Source organism: Streptomyces sp. NPDC085460 (assembly GCF_044541975.1).
Lineage (GTDB): Bacteria > Actinomycetota > Actinomycetes > Streptomycetales > Streptomycetaceae > Streptomyces.
In genome coordinates, this window is record NZ_JBITTO010000003.1 from 137580 (window position 1) to 161217 (window position 23638).

Here is a 23638-nt window from a genome sequence, read left to right on the forward strand (position 1 = left end):
AGGTGCGCCGGGAAGTCTGGTCGGCATGTGCTCTGTGCTGCCCACCCGACCGGAGGCTCCCCGTGTCCACCGACCGCAAGTTCCTCGGCCGGCTCTCCCTTCCGGAGCGCCGCTACCTCACCGACGCCCTGCGCACCGAGACGGTCGGCGGTGTCCTCCTGCTCGTCGCGGCCGTCGCCGCGCTCGTCTGGGCCAACACCTTCCATGACAGCTACGAGGCCGTCTCCGACTTCCACCTGGGCCCCGCCGCGCTCGGCCTCGACCTCTCGATAGCCCACTGGGCCGCCGACGGCCTGCTGGCGATCTTCTTCTTCGTCGCCGGCATCGAGCTCAAGCGCGAACTGGTCGCCGGCGACCTGCGCGATCCCAAGGCGGCCGCCCTCCCCGTCATCGCGGCGATCTGCGGCATGGCCGTCCCGGCCCTGGTCTACGTCCTGGTCAACGCCGTCGGCGGCGGCTCCATGGACGGCTGGGCCGTGCCCACCGCCACCGACATCGCCTTCGCGCTCGCCGTCCTCGCCGTCATCGGGACCTCGCTCCCCTCGGCCCTCCGCGCCTTCCTCCTCACCCTCGCCGTCGTCGACGACCTCTTCGCGATCCTGATCATCGCGGTCTTCTTCACCAGCGACCTGAACTTCGCCGCCCTCGGCGGCGCCTTCGCCGGACTCGCCCTCTTCTGGTTCCTGCTCCGCAAGGAGGTCCGCGGCTGGTACGTGTACGTGCCGCTCGCCCTGGTCGTCTGGGGCCTGATGTACAACAGCGGCATCCACGCCACCATCGCCGGCGTCGCCATGGGCTTGATGCTCCGCTGCACCACCCGCGAGGGCGAGGACCACTCCCCCGGCGAGCACATCGAGCACCTGGTCCGCCCGCTCTCCGCCGGCTTCGCCGTCCCGCTCTTCGCGCTCTTCTCGGCCGGAGTTGTGCTGTCCAGCGAGGCGCTGCGCGACGTCTTCACCCAGCCCGTCACCCTCGGCGTCGTCCTCGGCCTGGTCGTCGGCAAGGCGCTCGGCATCTTCGGCGGCACCTGGCTCGCCGCCCGCTTCACCAGGGCGGAGCTCAACCCCGAACTGGCGTGGCCGGACGTCTTCGCCGTCGCCTCCCTCGCCGGCATCGGTTTCACCGTCTCCCTCCTCATCGGCGAACTCGCCTTCGAGGGCGACGCGGCCCTCACCGACGAGGTGAAGGCCGCCGTCCTCATGGGCTCGCTCATCGCCGCCGCGTGCGCCACCCTCCTGCTCAAGCTGCGCGTCCGGAAGTACCAGCTCCTGGTCGCCGAGGAGGAGCGCGACGAGGACCAGGACGGCATCCCGGACGTGTACGAGGAGGGCACCGAGGCGTACCACCTCCGGATGGCGGAGATCCTGGAGCGGAAGGCCGCGGAGCACCGGGAGCGCGCCCGACTGGCGGGGGCATCGCGCGACGGGGCCGACCGTCCGGCATGATCTGAGTCGGACCGGCAAAGAGACTCGGACCGGACAAGAGGAGAGGGAGAGCGATGAGCGACCCGTTCGACGGAACCGAGCGCAGCCTCGGCCAGCTGGTCGCCTCGGCGACCGCCGAGATGTCCGCACTGGTGCACGACGAGATCGCGCTGGCCAAGGCCGAGCTCCGGCAGGACGTGAAGCGCGGCGCGATCGGCAGCGGCGCGGCCATCGCCGCCGCCGTGGTGCTGCTGTTCTCGCTGCCGATGCTGAGCTTCGCGCTCGCCTACGCCATCAACACCTGGACCGGCGGGCACAACGGCAACGGCGGCTGGAACCTCGTCTGGTGCTTCCTGCTGTCCTTCGCCTTCAACGTGATCGTCGCGGGTCTGCTGGGCGCGATCGCCGTGTCGAAGTTCAAGAAGGTCAAGCCGCCGGAGAAGTCCATCGCCTCCGCCAAGCAGACCGCCGCGATCATGCAGAACGTGAAGCCGCACCCCCGTCCGGAGGGTGTTCCGGCCGCCGAGGTGACGCTGGCCAAGGCCAAGACTGTGGCACGCTCGTCCGTATGACCCTCCCCGAGAGCAGCACCCCCGGCGGCGGGCCCGTACGCCTCGACGGTCCGTGGACCCACCGTGACGTCGCGGCCAACGGCGCCCGTTTCCACATCGCCGAGATGGGCGACGGCCCCCTGGTGCTGCTGCTGCACGGCTTCCCGCAGTTCTGGTGGACCTGGCGCCACCAGCTGCCGGCGCTCGCCGAGGCCGGCTTCCGGGCGGTCGCGATGGACCTGCGCGGGGTCGGCGGCAGCGACCGCACCCCCCGGGGTTACGACCCCGCCAACCTGGCCCTCGACATCACCGGCGTGGTCCGCTCGCTCGGCGAGCCGGACGCCGCCCTCGTCGGCCACGACCTGGGCGGCTATCTGGCCTGGACGGCCGCGGTGATGCGGCCCAAGCTGGTCCGCCGGCTCGTGGTCTCCTCGATGCCGCACCCCCGCCGCTGGCGCTCGGCGATGCTCTCCGACTTCGCCCAGTCGCGGGCCGGCTCGCACATCTGGGGCTTCCAGCGGCCGTGGCTGCCGGAGCGTCAGCTGGTCGCCGACGACGCCGAGCTGGTGGGCCGTCTGATCCAGGAGTGGTCGGGCCCGCGCGCGGCGGACGAGGAGGCGGTCGAGGCGTACCGGCGGGCGATGCTCGTCCCCTCGACCGCGCACTGCTCGATCGAGCCGTACCGCTGGCTGGTCCGCTCGCTGGCCCGCCCCGACGGCATCCAGTTCAACCGGCGGATGAAGCGGCCGGTGCGGGTGCCGACGCTGCACCTGCACGGTTCGCTGGACCCGGTGATGCGCACCCGCAGCGCGGCGGGATCGGGCGAGTACGTGGAGGCCCCGTACCGCTGGCGGCTCTTCGACGGCCTCGGGCACTTCCCGCACGAGGAGGACCCGGTCGCCTTCACGACGGAGCTCGTGAACTGGCTGAAGGACCCCGAGCCCGACCGCTGAGGCCCGTACGGGCCACCCCGGGCCGCCGTGCGGGCCACCCCGGGCCGCCGTACGGGCCCCCGGGGCCGCCATTCGGGTCCCGCCCGCACGGGTTTGCGTCGAACGGCCATGTGCCTCGCGCATACTCCGATTGGCGGGCCCCGGAACGGTTACCGAGCCCGACCCCCGGGCAGACGTCCGGGTATGGGCTGGACTCACGACTACGGTGACACGGCACGCGACCGCCGCTCCGCCTCCGGGCCGGGCTCCCGCGAGCGGGGAGGCCCGCCGGATCAGGCACGCGCTCCCGGCGGGCAGGTCGGGATCTCACGCATCCTCAGGCGGCGGGCCCGCTGGGTCTCCGCCCGGCTCCGCCACCCCCGCGACACCCCCTAGGGGCGCCCCCCGGCGTCAGAGGGCGCAGCCCTCGGTGTCCACCTGCTGGTTGGCGGTGCGGCCGCGTTCGATGTCCTCGCGGATCTCCTCGACCGTCAGCGCGTAACCGGTGTCGGCGTCGTCGCGGGAGCGGGCGAAGATCACGCCCGAGACCGTGCCGTCCTCGGTGAGCAGCGGACCGCCGGAATTGCCCTGACGGACCGTCGTGTACAGCGAGTAGACCTCCCTGCGCACCTGTCCCCGGTGGTAGATGTCGGGGCCGTCGGCGCTGATCCGGCCGCGGACGCGGGCCGAGCGGACGTCGTACGAGCCGTTCTCGGGGAAGCCGGCGACGATGGCGTCGTCGCCGCTGCGGGCCTCCCGCTCGGTGAAGCGCAGCGGGGTGACGTCGAGGTCGGGCACGTCGAGGACCGCGATGTCGCGGCGCCAGTCGTAGAGCACGACCTTGGCGTCGTACAGGCGTCCCTCGCCGCCGATCTGCACGGTGGGCTCGTCGACCCCGCCGACCACGTGCGCGTTGGTCATCACCCGGCGGTCGGAGAAGACGAAGCCGGTGCCCTCCAGGACCTTGCCGCAACTCGGGGCCGTACCGACGACCTTGACGATGGAGCGCTGGGCGAGGGTCGCGACGGGGCTGCCGGCGAGCGCCGGGTCCGGGGGGAGGACCTCGGTGATCGGCTCGTTGGCGAAGGGGCCGAAGACCTGGGGGAAGCCGCTGCGGGCCAGGGTGGAGCTGAAGTCGGCGAACCAGACGCCGACCTGATCGGGCATCACCCGGGAGACGCCCTGGAGCACCTTGGAGCCGCGCACCTCCTTGCCCAGGGTGGGCAGCGACGTGCCGGCCAGTGCCGAGCCGATGAGCCAGGCGACGAGCAGCATGGCCACGACGTTGACCAGCGCGCCGCCGGTGGCGTCGAGGGCGCGGGCCGGGGACCAGGTGATGTGGCGGCGGAGCTTGTTCCCGAGGTGGGTGGTGAACGCCTGGCCGACGGAGGCGCTGACGATGACCGCCATCACGAAGATCACGGTGACGGTGGTGGTGACCTCGCTCTGGTCGGTGAGCTGGTCCCACAGGATCGGGAGCAGCCACATGGCGGCGAGTCCGCCGCCGAGGAAACCGGTCACCGAGAGGATGCCGACCACGAAGCCCTGGCGGTAGCCGATGATCGCGAACCACACGGCCGCGAGCAGCAGCAGGATGTCCAGCACGTTCACGGTCGTCAGCCTCGCAGTGTCGTTTCCGGTCGCCGCTTCTTCTCCGGTCGCCCGGGGGCCCAGCCTGTCATGACCGCCAGTCGAGCGGGACCTTACGGGAGGAGTCCCAGGGGCGCTCCCAGCCGGCGAAGTGCAGGATCCGGTCGATCACTCCGGCGGTGAAACCCCAGACCAGGGCGGATGCGACGAGGAAGGCGGGCCCGGCGTGGCCGGCCGGGTGGACGGCGGTGGCGCGGTTGGCCGGGTCCGTGAGATCCGCCACGGGCACCGTGAAGACGCGGGCGGTCTCGGCGGGGTCCACGACCCCGACCGGGCTGGGCTCGCGCCACCAGCCGAGGACGGGCGTGACGACGAAGCCGCTGACCGGGATGTAGAGCCGGGGCAGGACGCCGAAGAGCTGGACGCCGGCCGGGTCGAGGCCGGTCTCCTCCTCGGCCTCGCGCAGGGCGGCCCGCAGCAGCCCGCCCTCGGCCGGGTCGCCGTCCTCGGGATCGAGGGCGCCGCCGGGGAAGGACGGCTGGCCCGCGTGGGAGCGGAGGCTGCCGGCCCGCTCCATGAGGAGCAGCTCGGGGCCGCGCTCGCCGTCGCCGAAGAGCACGAGCACGGCGGACTGGCGGCCGGCGCCGCTCGCGGGCGGCAGGAACCGGCTCAGCTGCTCGGGCGCGACGGTGCGCGCGGCCCGGTCGACCGGCGCGAGCCAGTCGGGCAGTCCGTCCCGGTCCAGCAGGCCGCCGGTGCCGGGGCCGTGGATCTCTTCGTCCGTGCGCGTCATGGGCACCCCCGTGTCGTCCAACGCCGTCGCCGTGCCCCTTCGTTCCCGGGACCTCCGAACGCGCCGGAGGCCCCGGGACCTCCGAACGCGCCAGAGGCCGCTGCCGTGGCGGCTCGGCTCCGTGCCGTGCTCGTTGCTGTGCTCGTGCTGGTGCTGGTGCTGGTCCGTGCCGTGGTCGTGGTGCCCTGTGCCGTGCTCACTCGGCCCCTGAGGGGGTCTGGACGGCGCCGGGGGCCACGCCGGGCGCGGGCGGGGCGGGGCGGCCCGGGTAGTCGGCGGGCGGGTTGAGCCGCTGGCCCGGGTAGCCGCCCTTCTCGTACTTGAGCAGCTTCCGTGCCTTCTCCGGGTCCGTCTCGCCCTCGCCGTAGGCGGGGCAGAGGGCGGTGATGGGGCAGGCGCCGCAGGCGGGTTTGCGGGCGTGACAGATGCGGCGGCCGTGGAAGATCACCCGGTGCGAGAGCATGGTCCAGTCGCTCTTCGGGAAGATCTCGGCGACCTCGGCCTCGATCTTCACCGGGTCGTCGGACTCGGTCCACCGCCAGCGGCGGGCGAGCCGCATGAAGTGGGTGTCGACGGTGATCCCGGGGACGCCGAAGGCGTTGCCCAGGACGACGAAGGCGGTCTTGCGGCCGACGCCGGGCAGCTTGACCAGGTCCTCCAGGCGGCCGGGGACCTCGCCGCCGTGGTCGTCCCTCAGGGCCGCGGCGAGACCCATGATCGACTTGGTCTTGGCGCGGAAGAACCCGGTCGGGCGGATCAGCTCCTCGACCTCCTCGGGGACGGCGGCGGCCAGGTCCTCGGGGGTCGGGTACTGGGCGAAGAGCGCGGGGGTCGTCTGGTTCACCCGCAGGTCAGTGGTCTGCGCGGAGAGCACGGTGGCGACCAGCAGCTCGAAGGGGTTCCGGAAGTCGAGCTCCGGATGGGCGTACGGGAAGACCTCGGCGAGCTCCCGGTTGATCCTCCGGGCACGCCGGATCATGGCGAGCCGCGACTCGGGCTTGGCGGGCTTGGCGGGGCGGACGGTCGCGGCGGGCTTGGCGGGCTTGGTGGCCCCGCCGCCCGCCGTGGGCTTCGCGGGCGCGGCCTTCTTCGCGGGCGCGGCCTTCTTCGCCGCCGCCTTCTTCGCCGCCGACTTCTTCGCGGGTGCGGCCTTCCGCGCCACGGACTTCTCCGTCGGCGCGGCCTTCTTCGCGGCCGGCTTCCCCGTCGGCGCCGACGCGGCCGTCTCCGGCGCGGCCCCGCGCACGGCCGCCTTCTTCGGCGCGGCCTTCTTCGCCGCCGCCTTCTTCGCGGCCGCCTTCTTCGCGGCCGCCTTCCTCGCGGCCGCCTTCCTCGCGGCCGCCTTCCTCGGCGCAGTCTCCCCCGGGCGCGAATCCTCCCGATTCGCGGCTTTCGACCGCTTCGACACGCCGTGTTCGCCCACGGCGGAATTACCTTCGGCCGACACTCTTCCAGCCCCCTTGGCCTGCGTTCTCACCGGCGAGTTGGACACCCGGCCAGCCTAGGGGCCGGGGCCGACATCCGCCCCGCCCGCCGCCGATCGGCCCCCGATCGGGCCCCTGACGTTCGGCAATGGCGTCCCGTGCGTCAAACTTGTTGTGATTGATCGCACTGTTTGGCACGTCCGGCATCATGGGAGCCAGGTCCCGTGAGCAGGTCGACAGTAGGAGTGAACTCGTGGACGACGTTCTGCGGCGCGCCCCGCTCTTCGCGGCGCTCGATGACGAGCAGGCCGCCGAGCTGCGCGCCTCGATGAGTGAGGTGACGCTCGCCCGTGGCGACGCGCTCTTCCACGAGGGCGACCCCGGCGACCGCCTGTACGTGGTCACCGAGGGCAAGGTGAAGCTGCACCGCACCTCCCCCGACGGGCGGGAGAACATGCTGGCCGTCCTCGGCCCCGGCGAGCTGATCGGCGAGCTGTCCCTCTTCGACCCGGGCCCGCGCACCGCGACCGCGACGGCGCTGACCGAGGTCAAGCTGCTCGGTCTGGGCCACGGCGACCTCCAGCCCTGGCTGAACGCCCGTCCCGAGGTGGCCGGCGCGCTGCTCCGGGCCGTCGCCCGCCGGCTGCGCAAGACCAACGACCAGATGTCCGACCTGGTCTTCTCCGACGTCCCGGGCCGGGTCGCCCGCGCGCTCCTCGACCTGTCGCGCCGCTTCGGCGTGCAGTCGGAGGAGGGCATCCACGTCGTCCACGACCTCACCCAGGAGGAGCTGGCCCAGCTGGTCGGCGCCTCCCGCGAGACCGTGAACAAGGCGCTCGCCGACTTCGCCCAGCGCGGGTGGCTGCGCCTGGAGGCCCGCGCCGTGATCCTGCTGGACGTGGAGCGCCTCGCGAAGCGTTCGCGGTAACCACGCGCGCGTACGTACGGACAAGGGGGCCGCCCGGTCGAACCGGGCGGCCCCCTTCCGCGTGGGGTGCGGACGGATCAGCGCTTGGAGCCGTCCACGATCACCGGGGCGGAGCCGCCGCTGCCGCAGGGCACCGCGTAGACCGGGTTCTTCGCCGCCGCCTCCTTGAAGGCGTCGATGCACTGGTTCGTCAGGACCTTGTCGGTCAGCGAGTCGTTGAGGATCTTGTTGGCGCGGGCGATGCCCTCCGCCTCGATCCGGCGCCGGTCGGACTCGGCCTTCGCGGTACGGGCCGCCTCCAGGGCCCGCTCGGTGGCCTGCTGCTGCTGGATCTTGCGGTCGATCTGGTCCTGGAGCGCGTCCGAGGGCTTCACGTTGCGCAGGTTGACCGTCGTGACGTCGATGCCGCGCGGGGACAGCCGCTCCTTGATCAGGGCGCCGATCTCGGCGTTGATCTTCTCGCGGTCGGAGGCGTACGCCTGCTCGCTGCTGTAGCGGGCGAAGACGTTCCGGACGATCTCACGGCTGTCCGGGTAGACGAGACGCTGCTGGATGGCGTCCTCGCTGCCGGCGAGCTTGTACAGCTCGACCGCCTTCGACGGGACCACGGCCCACTTCACCGTGACCTCGGCGTACATGACTCCGCCCTGTGAGGAGCGGACCTCGACCACGTCCTTGTCGGAGAGGTTGAGGTCGACCGGGCGGGTGGAGAAGGTCGTGACGTCGGTGAACGGCGACTTCACGTGCATGCCGGAGGTCATCGGCGTACCGACCTTGCCGAAGGCGACCGGCACGCCGACCTCGTACGCGCTGATCACGTACGTCATGCTCACGATCAGCGAGAAGACGCCGGCCACCAGAGCGCCGCCGGCGCCCAGCTTCCAGCCGGTCGAGTCCTGCGACCGGCCGACGAACCAGAGCACCACCGCGGCGATGACCAGCAGGATGGCTATGACGAACATGGGCATTCCCCCGAGAGCTACGGCCTGATGTAAGCGGAGCGTAAGTCATAGGACATCAGCGGAAGCTCTCGGGTTCCCGGGCCGACCGAACCGGCTCCGGCCCCGCCCCTTCGGACGCTCCCGCCCCGCCCTCGGGCACCCCCGAAAACTCCGGCCGCGGGCCCCCTCGGACGCTCCGACCGCGTCCCCCCGGACACCGCGGGCCGCGGCGCGCCCTCAGGCGCTGCCGCCGCGCTCCCGCAGGTACTCCAGCTGCGCCCGTACGGAGAGCTCCGCCGCCGGCCAGAGCGAGCGGTGCACGTCCGCGTAGACGTGCGCCACGACCTCCGCCGCCGTCCGGTGCCCGGCCTCGACCGCCGCCTCCACCTGGGCCAGCCGGCCCGCCCGGTGGGCCAGGTAGAAGTCCACGGCGCCCTGGGCGTCCTCCAGGACCGGCCCGTGGCCCGGCAGCACCGTGTGCACGCCGTCGTCCACGGTCAGCGAGCGCAGCCGCCGCAGCGAGTCCAGGTAGTCGCCGAGCCGCCCGTCCGGGTGCGCCACCATCGTGGTGCCCCGCCCGAGGATCGTGTCGCCGGTGAGCACCGCGCGGTCGGCGGGGAGGTGGAAGGAGAGCGAGTCGGAGGTGTGGCCGGGCGTCGGCACCACCCGCAGCTCCAGACCGCCCACGGTGACCACGTCGCCCTCCCCCAGGCCCTCGTCGCCGAGGCGGAGCGCCGGGTCGAGCGCGCGGACGGACGTGCCGGTCAGCTCGGCGAAGCGGCCCGCGCCCTCGGCGTGGTCCGGGTGCCCGTGGGTCAGCAGGGTCAGCGCGACCCGCTTGCCCAGCTTCTCCGCGGTGTCGATCACGTGCCGGAGGTGGCCCTCGTCGAGCGGGCCCGGGTCCACGATGACGGCCAGCGCGGAGTCCGGCTCGGAGAGCAGCCAGGTGTTGGTGCCGTCCAGGGTCATCGCGGACGGGTTGGGCGCGAGCACGTTCACGGCCCGCGCGGTCGCGGGCCCCGAGGTGACGAGCCCGCGCGGCTGGCCGGGCAGGGCGGCGGCGTCGGTCATGCGGGGCCACCCCCGACCCGCTTGGTGAACTCGTCGTGTCCCGGCCAGGTCAGCACCACCTGATCGCCCTCCACGCGCGCGTGGGCCAGCACCGGCGTCATGGACTGCTTCCCGGCCGCCGCCAGGGCCTCCGCGGCCGTGCCGCAGGGCTGGAGGGAGCGCAGGGTCGCGATGGTCGGCGGCATCATCGTCAGCTCGCCCCGGTCGTAGCCGTCCGCGGCGTCGGCCGGGCGGGTCCAGACGGTCCGGTCGGCCTCCCCGGAGACGTCGCGGGTCCGCTGGCCGGCCGGGAGGACGGCGACGAAGAACCAGGTGTCGTACCGGCGCTGCTCGAACTCGGGGGTGATCCAGCGGGCCCACGCGCCGAGCAGGTCGGAGCGGAGCGCGAGACCGCGCCGGTCGAGGAAGTCCGCGAAGGACAGCTCGCGGGCGACGAGCGCCGCCCGGTCGCGCTCCCAGTCCTCGCCGGTGGTGTCGCCGACCACGGTGTCCGGGGTCTCGCCGGCGAGCAGCACGCCCGCCTCCTCGAAGGTCTCCCGGACGGCCGCGCAGACCACCGCCTGGGCCTGGGCGGGGTCGTCGAGCCCCAGCCGCTCCGCCCACTCCTCAAGGGCGGGCCCGGCCCAGCGCACCGGCTGCTCGTCCCTCGGGTCGACGCCGCCGCCGGGATAGGCGTACGCGCCGCCGGCGAAGGCCATGGAGGTGCGGCGGCGCAGCATGTGGACCTCGGGACCGGCGGCGGCGTCGCGCAGCAGGAGCACGGTGGCGGCGCGCCGGGGCGTCACCGGCACCAGCTCGCCGGCGGCGAGGGCGCGGATGCGGTCGGGCCATTCCGGCGGGTACCACTGACCATTCGACATGGGCGGATGCTATGCGCAACGAACCGAATGCACGAGAGCCGGCCGCCCCGGGACAGGGGCGGCCGGCTCTCGTAGGACGGCTCGGTACGGACGGCTCTCGCACGCCGGCTCTGGTACGCCGGCTCCCGTGCGCCGGCTCCGTGCGGCCGGCTCTCGTACGGATGGCTTCCGTCAGGCGTAGCGACGGCTTCCGTCAGGCGTACGGGCGGCTTCCGTCAGGCTTCGGTGAGCTCGACCTGGACCTCGACCTCGACGGGGGCGTCGAGCGGCAGGACGGTGACGCCGACGGCGCTGCGGGCGTGCACGCCCTTGTCGCCGAGGATCTCGCCGAGCAGCTCGCTGGCGCCGTTGATGACGCCGGGCTGGCCGGTGAAGTCGGCGGCGGAGGCGACGAAGCCGACGACCTTCACGACGCGCTTGATCCGGTCGAGGTCACCAGCGACGGACTTCACGGCCGCGAGCGCGTTCAGCGCGCAGGTGGCGGCGAGCGCCTTGGCCTCCTCGGCGGTCACCTCGGCGCCGACCTTGCCGGTCACCGGAAGCTTGCCCTCCACCATCGGGAGCTGGCCCGAGGTGTAGACGTACACGCCGGACTGCACGGCCGGCTGGTAGGCGGCGAGCGGCGGGACGACCTCGGGCAGCTTCAGGCCCAGCTCGGCGATCCGCGCCTCGACGGCCCCGCTCACGACTGCGGCCGCTTCATGTAGGCCACCAGCTGCTCCGGGTTGGGTCCGGGCACGACCTGGACGAGCTCCCAGCCGTCCTGGCCCCAGTTGTCGAGAATCTGCTTGGTCGCGTGCACCAGAAGCGGCACCGTGACGTACTCCCACTTGGTCATGGAGCCGACTGTAGCCGCTGCGGAGGGGTGCTCCGGCGAGGCTCTGCCCCTAGGGCCCGGGCTCGGGGACTTCTCCGGGGCGGTCCGCTGATTGCGCGGGCCCGCCAGTGGTTAGGCTCGACAACGTGAGCAGGCTCCAGGTCGTCAGCGGCAAGGGCGGTACCGGTAAGACGACGGTCGCCGCCGCCCTCGCCCTCGCCCTCGCGACGGAGGGGAAGCGCACGCTCCTCGTCGAGGTCGAAGGCAGACAGGGCATCGCACAGCTCTTCGAGACGGAGGCGCTTCCCTACGAGGAGCGCAAGATCGCCGTGGCTCCGGGCGGCGGCGAGGTGTACGCGCTGGCGATCGACGCCGAGCGCGCGCTCCTCGACTACCTCCAGATGTTCTACAAACTGGGCGGCGCGGGCCGGGCGCTGAAGAAGCTCGGCGCGATCGACTTCGCGACGACGATAGCGCCGGGGGTGCGGGACGTCCTGCTCACCGGCAAGGCGTGCGAGGCGGTCCGCCGGCGGGAGAAGGACGGCCGCCCGGTCTACGACCACGTGGTGATGGACGCGCCGCCGACCGGCCGCATCACCCGCTTCCTCAACGTGAACGACGAGGTGGCCGGGCTGGCCAGGATCGGCCCGATACACAACCAGGCGCAGGCGGTGATGAAGGTCCTCAAGTCCTCCGACACCGCGGTGCACTTGGTGACCCTCCTGGAGGAGATGCCGGTCCAGGAGACGGCGGACGGCGTCGCCGAGCTGCGCGCGGCGGGGCTGCCGGTGGGCAGGGTGGTGGTGAACATGGTCCGCCCGCACGTCCTGGACGAGGCGGCGGTACGGGCCGCCTCCGGCGACCACCGCGAGGCGATCGCGCGGACGCTGGCGGCCGCCGGGGTCACGGGCGGTGTCGGGCTCGTGGAGCCGCTGCTGGACCAGGCGGCCGAGCACGCCCACCGGGTGGAGCTGGAGCGGACCCAGCGGGCGGTCCTGGACGACGTCGGCGTGCCCGCGTACGAGCTGCCGTACCTGGGCGACGGGGCGGACATCGCGGGCCTCTACCGCCTCGCGAAGGAACTGCGGAAGCAAGGGGTGGGTGCGGCGTGACGGTGAAGACCCCGGGCCCGGCGGACGGCGGGCCCCTTCCGACCGAGCCCGCCGTGCCGGTGCGCGCTTCGGGCAGGAGCCCGGACGGGAAGCGTGCTTCGGGCAGCGGCCCGGACGGGAAGCCCGCTTCGGACGGCGGCCGCCTCGACACGGCGCCCCCTGTGGGCAGCGGCCCGGGCGGGAAGCCCCCTGCGGGCAGCGGCCCGGACGGGAAGCCCTCTGCGGGCGGCGGGCTCGACGCGGTGCCCTTCCTTGACGTCGATCCGATCCTCGACGACCGGGGCACCCGGATCATCGTCTGCTGCGGGGCGGGCGGGGTCGGGAAGACGACCACGGCGGCGGCTCTGGGCGTGCGGGCGGCGGAGCGGGGCCGGCGGGTCGTGGTCCTCACCATCGACCCGGCGCGCCGGCTGGCCCAGTCGATGGGGATCGACGCGCTGGACAACACCCCGCGCAAGGTGGACGGCATCAAGGGCTCCGACGGCGGGGAGCTGCACGCGATGATGCTGGACATGAAGCGGACCTTCGACGAGATCGTCGAGGCGCACGCGGAGCCGGCCCGGGCGCGGGCGATCCTGGAGAACCCCTTCTACAAGTCCCTGTCGGCCGGGTTCGCCGGTACGCAGGAGTACATGGCGATGGAGAAGCTGGGCCAGCTGCGGGCCCGGGACGAGTGGGACCTGATCGTCGTCGACACGCCGCCGTCGCGCTCGGCGCTGGACTTCCTGGACGCGCCGAAGCGGCTGGGGTCCTTCCTCGACGGGAAGTTCATCAAGCTGCTGATGGCCCCGGCGAAGGTGGGCGGCCGGGCCGGGATGAAGTTCCTCAACGTCGGCATGTCGATGATGACGGGGACGCTGGGGAAGCTGCTGGGGGGTCAGTTCCTGGGGGACGTACAGACCTTCGTGGCGGCGATGGACACGATGTTCGGCGGCTTCCGGACCCGGGCGGACGCCACGTACCGGCTGCTCCAGGCGCCGGGCACGGCCTTCCTCGTCGTCGCGGCGCCCGAGCGGGACGCGCTGCGGGAGGCGGCGTACTTCGTGGAGCGGCTGGCCGCCGAGGGCATGCCGCTGGCCGGTCTGGTCCTCAACCGGGTGCACGGCAGCGGGGCGGGGCGGCTCTCGGCCGAGCGGGCGCGGGCGGCCGCGGAAAATCTTGACGAGGGCCGCATGGTGGATCAGGGGGCCGGGAAGACTGGAGTGCGTGGCGTCCGAGCCACGCCGTCCGAGCCGTCGCACGCCACCGCCGCCGACTCCCCCGCGCATCCCTCCGCCGCACGTTTCGCCGCCGCACGTCCCTCCGCCGCGCCCGAGGCTGCCCCCACGGCCGACGCGCCCGAAGAGCAGAGCAGTACGGAGACCGGTTCCGAGGCCGATCCGGACATCGCGCGGCTCACCGCGGGCCTGCTCCGGCTCCATGCTGAGCGGATGCGGGTGCTCGCGCGCGAGCAGCGCACGCGGGACCGCTTCACGTCCCTCCACCCCGAGGTGGCGGTGACCGAGGTGGCCGCCCTGCCCGGCGATGTGCACGACCTCGCCGGGCTGCGGGCCATCGGTGAGCGCCTCTCGTCCCCGCGCGACCGGTCCTGACAGGACCTCACGGGGCGAGCGGGACTATCCGACCGCGGCGTACTCCTCGTACGTCGCGTCGTCGTCCATGGCCACGGGCAGCAGGCCCGCGCCGCGCTCGTACTCGGTGCGCGCGGTCTCCAGGAGCCGCCGCCACGAGGTCACGGTGGGGCGCCGGCGCAGCAGGGCACGGCGCTCGCGCTCCGTCATGCCGCCCCACACACCGAACTCCACACGGTTGTCGAGGGCGTCGGCGAGGCACTCGGTGCGTACCGGGCAGCCGGTGCACACCGCCTTTGCCCTGTTCTGTGCCGCTCCCTGCACGAAAAGTTCATCCGGATCGGTAGTGCGGCAGGCCGCCTGCGCACTCCAGTCAGCTACCCAGCCCATACCGGCGCCGTCCTCTCCCGAATCGAGGCTCCCCCACGGCGGCAGCGGCATATTCACCGCTGCCAGTTGGGACGTTACGGAAGGCGGGGACAGCGCAACACCCCCTTCGGGCCCAATCTTGAATGGTCCGAACGGACTATGCGTACGCGTCAGATCACCCAGGGGAGTGATCGAAGGACATGCGTGTGTTATGGGGCACCCCGCGACACACGCCCCGGAATCGGACACGGTCCTCCCGCGGATTCGGGGACGCGGGAACTCGTGCCGGAAATCAGGCGATTGTCACGCACAGAGGTTGATACGAGACCGCACTCCTGTGACAGTTGGGAGCAGCTTAGGCCAAGGCATATACGTGTGTCCGGCGATTGAGAACGTAGGCTGCCCCCATGGCAAAGAAGCGCTCGGGCGGTGGTCTGACCGGGACCCAGCAGGCCGCCAAGTTCCTCGGTGTCAGTGTGCTCTCCGGAGCCGTGCTGGCGGGCATCGCCCTGCCCGCGGCCGGCGCACTGGGTCTGGCGGCGAAGGGCACGGTGGAGGGGTTCGACGAGATCCCCTCCAATCTGAAGACCCCGCCGCTCAGCCAGCGCACCACCATCCTGGACTCCAAGGGCGGGCTGATCGCCACGGTCTACTCGCGGGACCGCAAGGTGGTGCCGCTGGAGAAGATCTCCCCGTACATGCAGAAGGCGATCGTCGCGATCGAGGACTCGCGCTTCTACGAGCACGGGGCCATCGACCTCAAGGGCGTGCTGCGCGCGATCAACAAGAACGCGCAGTCGGGCGGGGTCTCCGAGGGCGCGTCCACCCTCACCCAGCAGTACGTGAAGAACGTCTTCGTCGAGGAGGCGGGTGACGACCCGGAGAAGGTCGCCCAGGCCACCCAGCAGACGATCGGCCGCAAGGTCCGCGAGCTGAAGTACGCGATCCAGGTCGAGGAGGAGCTGGGCAAGAAGAAGATCCTGGAGAACTACCTCAACATCACGTTCTTCGGGCAGCAGGCGTACGGCATCGAGGCCGCCTCGCAGCGCTACTTCTCCAAGCCCGCGGCCAAGCTGGACCTGGGCGAGGCCGCGATGATGGCCGGCCTGGTGCAGTCGCCGAGCCGCTTCGACCCGATCAACGACCTCCAGGAAGCCACCAAGCGGCGGAACATCGTCCTCCAGCGGATGGCGGACGTCGGCGACATCAGCCAGGCCGAGTTCGAGAAGGCCAAGGCCGCGCCGATCAAGCTGAAGGTGAAGACGCCGAGGAACGGCTGCATCACCGCCGTCGACGGCGCCGGCTTCTTCTGCGACTACGTCCGCAAGACGATCCTGACCGACCCGGTCTTCGGCAAGACCGCCGAGGAGCGCCAGAAGCTGTGGAACCTGGGCGGCCTGACCGTCCGCACCACGCTGGACCCGAAGGCGCAGGCGGCGGCGAACGAGGCGGCCGTGGCCAAGGTCAACAAGGACGACGGGGTCGCGACCGCCGTCGTCCAGGTTCAGCCCGGCACCGGCAAGATCCTGTCGATGAGCCAGTCCCGCCCGTACGGCCTGGACCAGAAGCAGCACCAGACCACGCTCAACCTCGCCGTCGGCAGCAAGATGGGCGGCACCACGTACGGCTTCCCGGTCGGCTCGACCTTCAAGCCGATCACGGCCGCCGCCGCCCTGGAGAAGGGCCTCTCCCCCGCGACGAGCTACGACACGCCGTGGAAGATCTCGATGAAGGAGAGCGACTACACGCGCTGCGACGGCAAGCCGTCGGGCTACGCGGACTGGTCGGTCCAGAACGAGCTCAAGTCGGAGAAGGGGGCGTACGACATGACCAGCGCCCTCGGCAAGTCCATCAACACCTACTTCGCCAAGCTGGAGCAGGCGGCGGGCCTCTGCGAGACGCTGACGATGGCGAAGAAGGTCGGCTACGAGCGCGAGCTGGGCAAGCCGATCCGGCAGAGCCCGTCCGCGACCCTCGGCTCCCTGGAGAGCACCCCGCTCGACATGGCGAACGTCTACGCGACCTTCGCCAACCGCGGCATCTACTGCGTCCCGGTGGTCATCGACTCGATCAAGGCCGCCAACGGCGACAAGCTGAACGTGCCGCAGACCAAGTGCACGCGGGCGATGTCCGACCGCACCGCCGACATGATCAACCAGATGCTGAAGGGCGTGGTCGAGGACGGCACCGGTACCCGGGCGGGTCTGAGCGACCGGGACAACGCGGGCAAGACCGGTACCACCGAGGGCCGCAAGGACGCCTGGTTCGTCGGCTACACCCCGAACCTGTCCACCGCGGTCTGGGTCGGCGACGACGTCGGCAAGCGCGACGAGATGTTCGACCTCACCATCGGCGGCGTCTACTACGAGAAGGTCTGCGGTGGCTGCCTGCCCGGCCCGATCTGGCGGATCGCGATGACCGGCGCGCTGGACGACCAGAAGCCCTCCTTCGTCGGCATCAAGGTCCCCCGGGCCGAGAAGCCGAAGGACCCGAAGAAGGACGACAAGCCGCGCGACGACAAGAAGCGGGACCGGGACGACAAGCCGGCCGACCGGCGGAAGAACCCGCTCCCGGGCATCACGCTCCCGGACCTGACCGGCGACCGCGGCGACAACGACTGACGCGCAGCACAGAGAAAAGGGCGCCGCCCACCGGATCGATCCGGTGGGCGGCGCCCTTCGCATGTGACGGGTGCGGCCTTCGCGCGCGGCAGGGGTGGCTCAGCCCGCGAGGAGCTTCTTCACGGCGGCGGCCACGCGGCCGCCCTCGGCCTGGCCGGCGACCTTCGGGTTCACGATCTTCATCACGGCGCCCATGGCCCGGGGGCCCTCGGCGCCCGCGGCCTTCGCCTCCTCGACGGCGGCGGCGACGATGCCGTCCAGCTCGTCGTCGGAGAGCTGCTTCGGGAGGTACGCGTCCAGGAGGACGCCCTCCGCCCGCTCGCGCTCGGCCGACTCGTGGCGACCGCCCTGCTCGAAGGCGTCGGCGGCCTCGCGCCGCTTCTTCGCCTCCTTGGCGATCACCTTCTGCACCTCGTCCTCGGAGAGCTCGCGCTTGGTCTTGCCCGCGACCTCCTCCTTGGTGATCGCGGCGATGGTGAGCCGCAGGGTCGAGGAGCGCAGTTCGTCGCGGTCCTTGATCGCGGCGTTGAGGTCGTCCTTCAGTCGTGCCTTGAGCGTGGTCATGACGTCAAGTGTGGCAGGTGCCTCCCGCGTACCGCCCGCCCATTTCCGCGCACCGCCCGTCGTTTCCGGGTACCGCCCGTCCGTTTCCGCCGCGCGGGTCTGGAACGATGGGGGGATGCGCGCACGGTACGGGATCCCCCTGAAGGTCACGGCAGGCGTCGCGGCGACGGCCGCGGCCGGACTCGTCTACGCGGCGGGCTTCGAGGCCCGCTCCTTCCGGCTCCGCCGGATCACCGTCCCCGTCCTGCCACCGGGCATGGACGACCTGCGGGTCCTCCAGGTCTCCGACGTCCACATGGTGTGCGGCCAGAACAAGAAGCGGGCCTGGCTGCAGAAGCTCGCCGGGCTGCGCCCCGACTTCGTCGTGAACACCGGCGACAACCTCTCCGACACCGAGGCCGTCCCGGAGCTCCTCGACGCGCTGGGGCCGCTCATGGAGTTCCCCGGCGTGTACGTCTTCGGCTCCAACGACTACTACGGCCCCCGGCTCCGCAACCCCGCCCTCTACCTCGTGGAGAAGCTGCAGGGCCGGCACGGCCTCAACGGCAACAAGCCGGTCGTCGGCGCCGTGCACAACCCGTGGGAGGGCATGAAGGACGCCTTCGACGCGGCCGGCTGGGTGGACCTCACCAACACCCGCGGCCGGCTCAAGCTGCCCCAGGGCGACCTGGCCTTCACCGGCCTCGACGACCCGCACATCAAGCGGGACCGGTACGAGCGGGTGGCCGGCGGCCCCGAGGCGTCCGCGGACTTCTCGCTCGGCATCGTGCACGCCCCGTACCTGCGCGCCCTCGACGCCTTCACCGCCGACGGCTACGAGCTGGTGCTCGCCGGGCACACCCACGGCGGGCAGCTGTGCGTCCCCTTCTACGGCGCGCTCGTCACCAACTGCGACCTCGACACCGACCGGGTGAAGGGCCTCTCCACCCACACCGCCGGCGGCCACACCTCCTACCTGCACGTCTCCGCGGGCTGCGGCACCAACCGGTTCACCCCGGTCCGCTTCGCCTGCCCGCCCGAGGCGACGCTGCTCACCCTGACGGCACGGGCCTGAACTCCCTACGGGGGCGCACCCGCCCCCGTACGGTGAGGGCCATGCCGAACCGATTCACCGCCCTCGTCCGCGGCCTGATCGCCCTGGCCGCGGCGACCGGCATCGTGATCGAGTGCGTCGAGGGGAACCCCCTCGTCGTCTTCAGCTTCTTCACGATCTGGTCGAACACCGCCGTCGCCGTCGTCCTCGGCCTGGGCGCCGCCCGCGCCTGGACCGGCCGCCCGCCGGTGCCCGCGGTGTGGACCGGCGGGGTGCTGCTGTGCATCTCGATCGTCGGGCTCGTCTTCCACCTGGTCCTCGACAACCCGGCGAGCTCCTTCAACCAGGCCGCCGACATCGCCCGGCTCACCGGCGCCCGCGCCGTCGCCAACCAGCTCCTGCACACCGTCACCCCGCTCGGCGTCGCCCTGGAGTGGCTGCTCCTCACCCCGCCCGGCGCGCTCCGCCCCCGGTACGCCGTGCTCTGGCTCGCCGCGCCCGGCACGTACCTGCTCTTCGCCCTCGCCCGCGGCGCCCTGCTTCCCTCCGGCGCCCGGACCCGCTACACGTACCCCTTCCTCGACGTCACCGCCCACGGCTACGCCGGCGTCCTGCTCAACGCCCTCGTCCTCGGCCTCGCCTTCTGCGCCCTCGGCCTCCTGCTCGTCGCGGCGGACCGCTTCCGACCTGCGGTGGCGGGCCGCCGAAACCGGATTTCGTCTCTGGGCGCGGGTGGGCTAAAGTAATCGATGTCGCCGCGACGTGAAGAACAGAGCAGCGACATCGGGGTGTAGCGCAGCTTGGCAGCGCGCTTCGTTCGGGACGAAGAGGTCGTGGGTTCAAATCCCGCCACCCCGACAGCCGAAACAGCAGGTGAGGCCGGTACTGATTCCAGTACCGGCCTCATCTGTCTTCACCTGTATTCACCTGGCGAGCGGTGGTCCGGCTCGTACGTGCCCGGGGGTGTCCCGGGTGTTGTCAACGGCCCTGCTTCGGCCAACAGGCCCTCGACCGGTTTGGCGCCTGTCATCCACAGCGATCCCCCTCATACCGTGAACCTCGCCTGAACACGGGGAGGAAAGACATTGGATCGGCTGGCTTTATCGACCCTGGCCGGAATCGTGCGAGAGGACGGGGACAGTCCACGGCTCGCCCGGGTGATCGTGCGCCTGGTCGCCATCGGATTCTGCATCGCGGCGGTGGTGGCGACCTCGGCCAACCGGGAGGGGGTCGGGCCGCTGGCGGCGGCCTCGGCCATCCTGGTGACGACCCTCGGGCTCCACCTGCGGCACTCGGCGCGGGTCACCGTGCGCCGCCGCAGACCCTGGTGGCCCTGGTCACTCGTCGCGCACGGGATCGTGACCTACGGCCCGTACCTCTTCTTCCAGGACACCTGGGTCGGCATCCCCGGCTCCTTCGCCGCCGCGGTCCTCCTGACCACCCCCCTGCCGCACGCGTGGACCGCGTTCGGCACCCTCGCCGTCCTCCAGGTCCCGCTGGTCCTCGCCCTCGGCGAGACCACGGGCCAGGCGCTCAATTCGGCGGTCTCCCACGCGGTCGGCGGACTGGCCCTCTTCGGCGTGGCCCGACTCGCCGACCTGACCGAGGAACTCCAGGCGGCACGGGCCGAGTTGACCCAGCGGGCCGTCGACCACGAGCGGCTGCGCTTCGCCCGCGACCTGCACGACCTGTGCGGCTACTCTCTCACCGCCATCACCCTGCAGTGCGAGGGGATCCAGCGGTTCGTCCGCAGCGACGGGAGGCGCGCCGAGCAGGAGCTCGTCCGGACGCAGGCCCTCGCACGGCAGGCGCTCTCCGAGATGCGGGCGGTCTCCTCCGGCTACCGCATGCTCTCCCTCACCCGGGAGGCGCAGTCGGCGGCCGAGCTGCTGAGGGCCCTCGGGGTGACCGCCGACCTCGAACTGGCCGAGGTCCTGCTGCCCGGGCAGATCGACGAGACGCTGGCCATCGTGGTCCGGGAGGCCGTCACCAACGTGCTCCGCCACAGCAAGGCCCGCCGCTGCGAGATCCGGCTCACCGCCGGCGACCGCAGGACCGGACACGGCTGGGTCCGCCTGGAGGTCTCCAACGACGGGGCCGCCGAGGCGGAGCGGTGGGAGGAGCGCGACGCCGTCCGCCCGAGGGCGGGCGGCGGCAGCGGACTGCGCAACCTGCGCGAGCGGGCCGCGGAGCAGGGAGGGCTGCTCACCGTCGAGACCGAGGGGAAGGACCTGTACCGGCTGTCGGTGACGCTGCCCTGGCCGCTGCGCACCGTCGTCCCGGCTCCCCGTCCCGGTACGGCCCCGGTGCGGCGGTGACACGCGGCCGTCAGGAGACGGCCGCGGCCAGGCCGCCGGGGGTCGCGGCCGTGCGGCGCATGGAGGTCGCGGCGACGAGCGTGGTCGTCGCCGCGGCCAGGGCGGGGGCGGCGAGGGCCAGGGCCGCCAGGGGGCCGGCGGGCAGGGGCGGTACCGGGGAGCCGGTGAGGGAGAGGCTGAGCGGGACCAGGACCGCCAGGCCGACCACGGCGGCCAGCGACAGCGCGACGGCGGACACGAGGACCGCCTCCCAGGCGAGCATGCGCAGCACCTGCGCGGGCTGCGCGCCCGCCAGCCTCAGGAGGGCGAACTCGCGGCGGCGGTCCGCCGTCGCCATCCCCAGGGTGTTGACGACGGCGATCGCCGTGAACGCGTTGATCAGGAGGAGGAGCAGGAGGACGAAGACGCCGGCAGCGCCCCGGGACCCCTCGCTCCGGGCCGGGGCCCCGCCCTCCGCGCCCTCGACGCGGGCCCCGGGGTACTCCGCCGCGAGGGCCGCCAGCCGCCGCCCGACACCGGCCCGGTCGGCGCCCGGGGCGGTCCGGACCAGGACGGTGTCCTCCAGGGGGTCGGCGGCGTGCCGGGCCGCGGCGGTGCGCGGGAGGAGCGCGTCGGCGAAGCCTCGGTCGCGGGAGTAGACGGCGGCCACCCGGAAGGTGGAACGGGTGCCGTCGTCCCAGTCGACGTGGATCTCGTCCCCGACGCCGGCGCCGAGGTCCCGGGCCGCGCCGTCGCCGAGCGCCAGCGACGTACCGCCCAGGCCGTCGAGCGAGCCGGCGTGGACACCGAGGTCGAGCAGCCGCCCCACCGCGTCGGCGCGCATCGCGACCAGCCGGCCGCCCGAGACCGAGCGCGCCTCGCCGTCCCCGCCGTCCCCGTCGTCCCCGTCGTCCGCGCGCCGCAGCTCACCGCTGACGGGGAGCCGGCCCGAGACGGCCGCCACCCCGGGGATCTGGGCGGCGCGCTCCGCGAACCCGGGTGCGAGGACCGGCCGCGCGGAGGTCACGACGTGGTCCGCGAGGAGGCGCCGGCGGTCGGCCCGCTCCGTGCCCTCCGCGGCGATCAGCGGGGCGCAGAGCAGGGTGGTGGTGAGGGAGAGGGCGAGCACCAGCGGCGCCCCGGTCGCCGCCGAACGGGCGTTCTGCCGCCGCAGGTTACGTACCGCCCACCGGCCCTCCTTCGGGAGGAGCGGCCGGACGGGGGTCAGCACCACCGCCCCGGCCGCGCGGAACAGCGGCGGCGCCAGCAGGGCGACCCCGGCCATCAGGACGAGGACCATACCTTCGGCCGTGCCGCCGGCCCCGTCCAGCCGGCCCGAGGCGATCGCGCCGAGCACGCCGCCCGCCGCCGCGAGCACCACGACACCCGCCACCACCCGCGGCAGGCCGAGCCGCCGGGTGGGCGCGGCCGACTCGCGCAGCACCTCCACCGGGCGGACCCGGGAGGCGCGCCGGGCGGCGGCGAGCGAGGCGAGCTGGGCGGTGAGGAGGGTCAGTCCGACGGTCACCCACGGCGCGGCCGGCCCCACGGAGAGCGTGAACGACGGGGGCAGCACCTCCCCGTCCACCAGGAATCCGTGGAGGAGGAAGGCGAGGCCGATGCCGCCCGGTACGCCGACGAGCGCGGCCGCCACCGTGACCAGCAGGGCCTCGGCGGCGATCATCCGGCGGATCTGGCCCGTGGTGGCCGCGACGGCCCGCAGGAGTCCGATCTCGGTCAGCCGTCCGGAGACGGCGAGCGACAGGGTGCCGGAGACGACGAAGCCCGCCACGAACAGCGCGAGCACCCCGAAGGTGCCTACGAGCGAGGAGAGCACCGAGCCGGGATCCGGCACGTTCCAGAACTCGGCCTCGGCCCTCGCGGCCCCGGAGCTGACGACGACCGGCGCGGCGCCGTCCCCGTGGACGCGCCGGACCTCCCGCTCCACCTGCCGCCGGAGCGTCCCGGCGTCCGCGGACGCCTCGGCGACGACCCCGACGGCGCGGACCGGCGCGGCGGAGCCTGCCGTGAGCCGCGCCGCCTCGGCGGGAGCGTGGAAGACCGCGTACTGGCGCGCGAGCCGGCGCGGCGGGTCGGCGACGCCGACGACCCGGTAGGCGCGCGGCCCGTCGGGTCCCGCCAGCCGCACGGAGTCGCCGGGGCCCTTGCCGAGGCGGGCGGCGAGGGCGCCGTCGAGGACGACCTCGTCGCCCCGGTCCGGAGCCCGCCCCCGCGTCAGCGCGAAGGCGCCGAGGACCGCGCTGTCCCACGCGTGCCCGAGGGACGGGCCGCCCCACGGCGCCTCGACCGGCTCGCCCGATCCGTCCACCGCCGTGGCCGGGAACGACAGCTCGGACACCACCCGCGCGACGGCGGGCAGCTTCTCCAGCGCCTCGCCCAGCGCCTCGGCCCGGGGCACGAAGGGGTACCCGGAGACGACCACGTCCGCGGTGGCGTACCGCTCGGTGGCGGGTTCGCCGCGCGTGCTCGATTCCAGCAGCACGGCACACGCGGTCGTCATGATCAGCGCGAGGACCAGGGCGAGAAAACTGGCCGCCCAACGTGTCCTGCGTCCCGAAAAGGTCCGCCACGCGAGTCGTAACACAGACACCTCTCAAGGCGGTGGACTTCTCCCTCTCCGGGCTTCGGAAGCCTATCGAAACTCTCGACGGCAAACGTCAAATCGCAGGCGGGCCAGGCACTTTGGCCGAATCCACCACGCCGACCCATGTGTTCTTCA

General features: G+C 72.8%; 22 protein-coding genes and 1 tRNA gene. 12 read left to right on the forward strand and 11 right to left on the reverse strand.

The features are described from left to right. Positions 1–32: 32 nt before the first annotated feature. The 4 genes from nhaA (at position 33) to ACIGHB_RS08425 (ending at position 3303) form a co-directional block, all read left to right on the forward strand. Complete coding sequence (gene nhaA, locus ACIGHB_RS08410; RefSeq protein ID WP_399911610.1) at positions 33–1445, forward strand: Na+/H+ antiporter NhaA; 1413 nt, start codon at positions 33–35, stop codon at positions 1443–1445. 53 nt (positions 1446–1498) lie between these two features. Continuing rightward, entirely contained in the window at positions 1499–1996 is a 498-nt protein-coding gene (locus ACIGHB_RS08415; RefSeq protein WP_360306834.1) for a phage holin family protein, read from the forward strand. After that, positions 1993–2928 carry an alpha/beta fold hydrolase gene (locus tag ACIGHB_RS08420; RefSeq protein ID WP_399910696.1) on the forward strand — a complete coding sequence of 312 codons (936 nt, stop codon included), beginning with the start codon at positions 1993–1995 and terminating at the stop codon, positions 2926–2928. Before ACIGHB_RS08415 ends, ACIGHB_RS08420 begins: the two co-directional genes overlap by 4 nt. A 183-nt stretch (positions 2929–3111) precedes the next feature. Next, positions 3112–3303 carry a hypothetical protein gene (locus ACIGHB_RS08425; RefSeq protein ID WP_360306840.1) on the forward strand — a complete coding sequence of 64 codons (192 nt, stop codon included), beginning with the start codon at positions 3112–3114 and terminating at the stop codon, positions 3301–3303. Between the two features lie 15 nt (positions 3304–3318). On the opposite strand, the gene ACIGHB_RS08430 is transcribed toward ACIGHB_RS08425, so the two are convergent. The 3 genes from ACIGHB_RS08430 to nth form a co-directional block, all read right to left on the reverse strand. Further along, positions 3319–4518, reverse strand: a complete 1200-nt coding sequence (locus tag ACIGHB_RS08430; protein ID WP_360306843.1) for a MarP family serine protease — start codon at positions 4516–4518, stop codon at positions 3319–3321. A 67-nt stretch (positions 4519–4585) separates the two neighbouring features. Next, a complete protein-coding gene (locus ACIGHB_RS08435; protein WP_360306846.1) occupies positions 4586–5290 on the reverse strand; it encodes a CoA pyrophosphatase in 705 nt (234 codons plus the stop codon). A 196-nt stretch (positions 5291–5486) separates the two neighbouring features. Beyond that, complete coding sequence (gene nth, locus ACIGHB_RS08440) at positions 5487–6452, reverse strand: endonuclease III (protein WP_399911613.1); 966 nt, start codon at positions 6450–6452, stop codon at positions 5487–5489. A gap of 515 nt (positions 6453–6967) precedes the next feature. Between nth and ACIGHB_RS08445 the strand changes: the two genes are divergently transcribed. Continuing rightward, the gene (locus ACIGHB_RS08445; RefSeq protein WP_030495802.1) at positions 6968–7642 is read left to right on the forward strand and encodes a Crp/Fnr family transcriptional regulator; all 675 of its coding nucleotides are present in this window, start codon (positions 6968–6970) and stop codon (positions 7640–7642) included. A 77-nt stretch (positions 7643–7719) separates the two neighbouring features. Here ACIGHB_RS08445 and ACIGHB_RS08450 read toward each other — a convergent pair whose 3' ends face one another. From ACIGHB_RS08450 to ACIGHB_RS08470, 5 genes are all read right to left on the reverse strand, one after another. Next, on the reverse strand, positions 7720–8604 hold the full coding sequence (locus ACIGHB_RS08450) for a prohibitin family protein (RefSeq protein WP_360306852.1): 885 nt from the start codon (positions 8602–8604) through the stop codon (positions 7720–7722). A 216-nt stretch (positions 8605–8820) separates the two neighbouring features. Next, positions 8821–9654: an MBL fold metallo-hydrolase gene (locus tag ACIGHB_RS08455; protein ID WP_399910703.1), complete on the reverse strand. Its 834-nt coding sequence runs from the start codon at positions 9652–9654 to the stop codon at positions 8821–8823. Further along, positions 9651–10514, reverse strand: coding sequence for an NUDIX hydrolase (locus ACIGHB_RS08460; protein ID WP_399910705.1), 864 nt, complete (start codon positions 10512–10514; stop codon positions 9651–9653). Before ACIGHB_RS08460 ends, ACIGHB_RS08455 begins: the two co-directional genes overlap by 4 nt. A gap of 215 nt (positions 10515–10729) precedes the next feature. Continuing rightward, positions 10730–11200, reverse strand: a complete 471-nt coding sequence (locus ACIGHB_RS08465) for a RidA family protein (RefSeq protein WP_346170327.1) — start codon at positions 11198–11200, stop codon at positions 10730–10732. Continuing rightward, positions 11197–11352: a DUF4177 domain-containing protein gene (locus ACIGHB_RS08470; RefSeq protein WP_158821993.1), complete on the reverse strand. Its 156-nt coding sequence runs from the start codon at positions 11350–11352 to the stop codon at positions 11197–11199. Before ACIGHB_RS08470 ends, ACIGHB_RS08465 begins: the two co-directional genes overlap by 4 nt. 125 nt (positions 11353–11477) lie before the next feature. Here ACIGHB_RS08470 and ACIGHB_RS08475 point away from each other — a divergent pair, with 125 nt between their 5' ends. Both ACIGHB_RS08475 and ACIGHB_RS08480 read left to right on the forward strand, forming a co-directional pair. Next, positions 11478–12443 (forward strand): ArsA-related P-loop ATPase, encoded by a 966-nt coding sequence (locus tag ACIGHB_RS08475; protein ID WP_360306885.1) that lies wholly within the window; start codon positions 11478–11480, stop codon positions 12441–12443. 242 nt (positions 12444–12685) lie between these two features. After that, the gene (locus tag ACIGHB_RS08480; protein ID WP_399911616.1) at positions 12686–14035 is read left to right on the forward strand and encodes an ArsA-related P-loop ATPase; all 1350 of its coding nucleotides are present in this window, start codon (positions 12686–12688) and stop codon (positions 14033–14035) included. A gap of 24 nt (positions 14036–14059) precedes the next feature. On the opposite strand, the gene ACIGHB_RS08485 is transcribed toward ACIGHB_RS08480, so the two are convergent. Then, positions 14060–14404, reverse strand: a complete 345-nt coding sequence (locus tag ACIGHB_RS08485) for a WhiB family transcriptional regulator (RefSeq protein ID WP_062754170.1) — start codon at positions 14402–14404, stop codon at positions 14060–14062. 386 nt (positions 14405–14790) lie between these two features. Between ACIGHB_RS08485 and ACIGHB_RS08490 the strand changes: the two genes are divergently transcribed. Next, the gene (locus tag ACIGHB_RS08490; protein WP_360306888.1) at positions 14791–17004 is read left to right on the forward strand and encodes a transglycosylase domain-containing protein; all 2214 of its coding nucleotides are present in this window, start codon (positions 14791–14793) and stop codon (positions 17002–17004) included. Between the two features lie 99 nt (positions 17005–17103). On the opposite strand, the gene ACIGHB_RS08495 is transcribed toward ACIGHB_RS08490, so the two are convergent. Further along, complete coding sequence (locus ACIGHB_RS08495; RefSeq protein WP_360306891.1) at positions 17104–17568, reverse strand: GatB/YqeY domain-containing protein; 465 nt, start codon at positions 17566–17568, stop codon at positions 17104–17106. A 115-nt stretch (positions 17569–17683) separates the two neighbouring features. On the opposite strand from ACIGHB_RS08495, the gene ACIGHB_RS08500 reads away from it, so the two are divergent. The 4 genes from ACIGHB_RS08500 to ACIGHB_RS08515 all read left to right on the forward strand — a co-directional run bounded on the left by ACIGHB_RS08500 (position 17684) and on the right by ACIGHB_RS08515 (position 20919). Continuing rightward, positions 17684–18622 carry a metallophosphoesterase gene (locus ACIGHB_RS08500; RefSeq protein WP_360306894.1) on the forward strand — a complete coding sequence of 313 codons (939 nt, stop codon included), beginning with the start codon at positions 17684–17686 and terminating at the stop codon, positions 18620–18622. A gap of 41 nt (positions 18623–18663) precedes the next feature. Next, positions 18664–19347: a Pr6Pr family membrane protein gene (locus ACIGHB_RS08505; protein ID WP_399910711.1), complete on the forward strand. Its 684-nt coding sequence runs from the start codon at positions 18664–18666 to the stop codon at positions 19345–19347. 38 nt (positions 19348–19385) lie between these two features. Further along, positions 19386–19459, forward strand: a tRNA-Pro gene (locus ACIGHB_RS08510). Positions 19460–19722: 263 nt separating this feature from the next. Beyond that, the gene (locus ACIGHB_RS08515) at positions 19723–20919 is read left to right on the forward strand and encodes a sensor histidine kinase (protein ID WP_399910713.1); all 1197 of its coding nucleotides are present in this window, start codon (positions 19723–19725) and stop codon (positions 20917–20919) included. Positions 20920–20929: 10 nt separating this feature from the next. On the opposite strand, the gene ACIGHB_RS08520 is transcribed toward ACIGHB_RS08515, so the two are convergent. Then, positions 20930–23419, reverse strand: a complete 2490-nt coding sequence (locus ACIGHB_RS08520; protein WP_399910716.1) for an ABC transporter permease — start codon at positions 23417–23419, stop codon at positions 20930–20932. Between the last annotated feature and the right edge of the window lie 219 nt (positions 23420–23638).

Excerpts from the sequence above, each read along its gene's own strand:
- ACIGHB_RS08415 (WP_360306834.1), top strand. The coding sequence starts at position 1,499 with ATGAGCGACCCGTTCGACGGAACCGAGCGCAGCCTCGGCCAGCTGGTC.
- ACIGHB_RS08420 (WP_399910696.1), top strand. The coding sequence starts at position 1,993 with ATGACCCTCCCCGAGAGCAGCACCCCCGGCGGCGGGCCCGTACGCCTC.
- ACIGHB_RS08425 (WP_360306840.1), top strand. The coding sequence starts at position 3,112 with ATGGGCTGGACTCACGACTACGGTGACACGGCACGCGACCGCCGCTCC.
- ACIGHB_RS08435 (WP_360306846.1), bottom strand. The coding sequence starts at position 5,290 with ATGACGCGCACGGACGAAGAGATCCACGGCCCCGGCACCGGCGGCCTG.
- ACIGHB_RS08450 (WP_360306852.1), bottom strand. The coding sequence starts at position 8,604 with ATGTTCGTCATAGCCATCCTGCTGGTCATCGCCGCGGTGGTGCTCTGG.
- ACIGHB_RS08455 (WP_399910703.1), bottom strand. The coding sequence starts at position 9,654 with ATGACCGACGCCGCCGCCCTGCCCGGCCAGCCGCGCGGGCTCGTCACC.
- ACIGHB_RS08460 (WP_399910705.1), bottom strand. The coding sequence starts at position 10,514 with ATGTCGAATGGTCAGTGGTACCCGCCGGAATGGCCCGACCGCATCCGC.
- ACIGHB_RS08470 (WP_158821993.1), bottom strand. The coding sequence starts at position 11,352 with ATGACCAAGTGGGAGTACGTCACGGTGCCGCTTCTGGTGCACGCGACC.
- ACIGHB_RS08485 (WP_062754170.1), bottom strand. The coding sequence starts at position 14,404 with ATGGGCTGGGTAGCTGACTGGAGTGCGCAGGCGGCCTGCCGCACTACC.
- ACIGHB_RS08490 (WP_360306888.1), top strand. The coding sequence starts at position 14,791 with ATGGCAAAGAAGCGCTCGGGCGGTGGTCTGACCGGGACCCAGCAGGCC.
- ACIGHB_RS08495 (WP_360306891.1), bottom strand. The coding sequence starts at position 17,568 with ATGACCACGCTCAAGGCACGACTGAAGGACGACCTCAACGCCGCGATC.
- ACIGHB_RS08500 (WP_360306894.1), top strand. The coding sequence starts at position 17,684 with ATGCGCGCACGGTACGGGATCCCCCTGAAGGTCACGGCAGGCGTCGCG.
- ACIGHB_RS08505 (WP_399910711.1), top strand. The coding sequence starts at position 18,664 with ATGCCGAACCGATTCACCGCCCTCGTCCGCGGCCTGATCGCCCTGGCC.
- ACIGHB_RS08520 (WP_399910716.1), bottom strand. The coding sequence starts at position 23,419 with ATGACGACCGCGTGTGCCGTGCTGCTGGAATCGAGCACGCGCGGCGAA.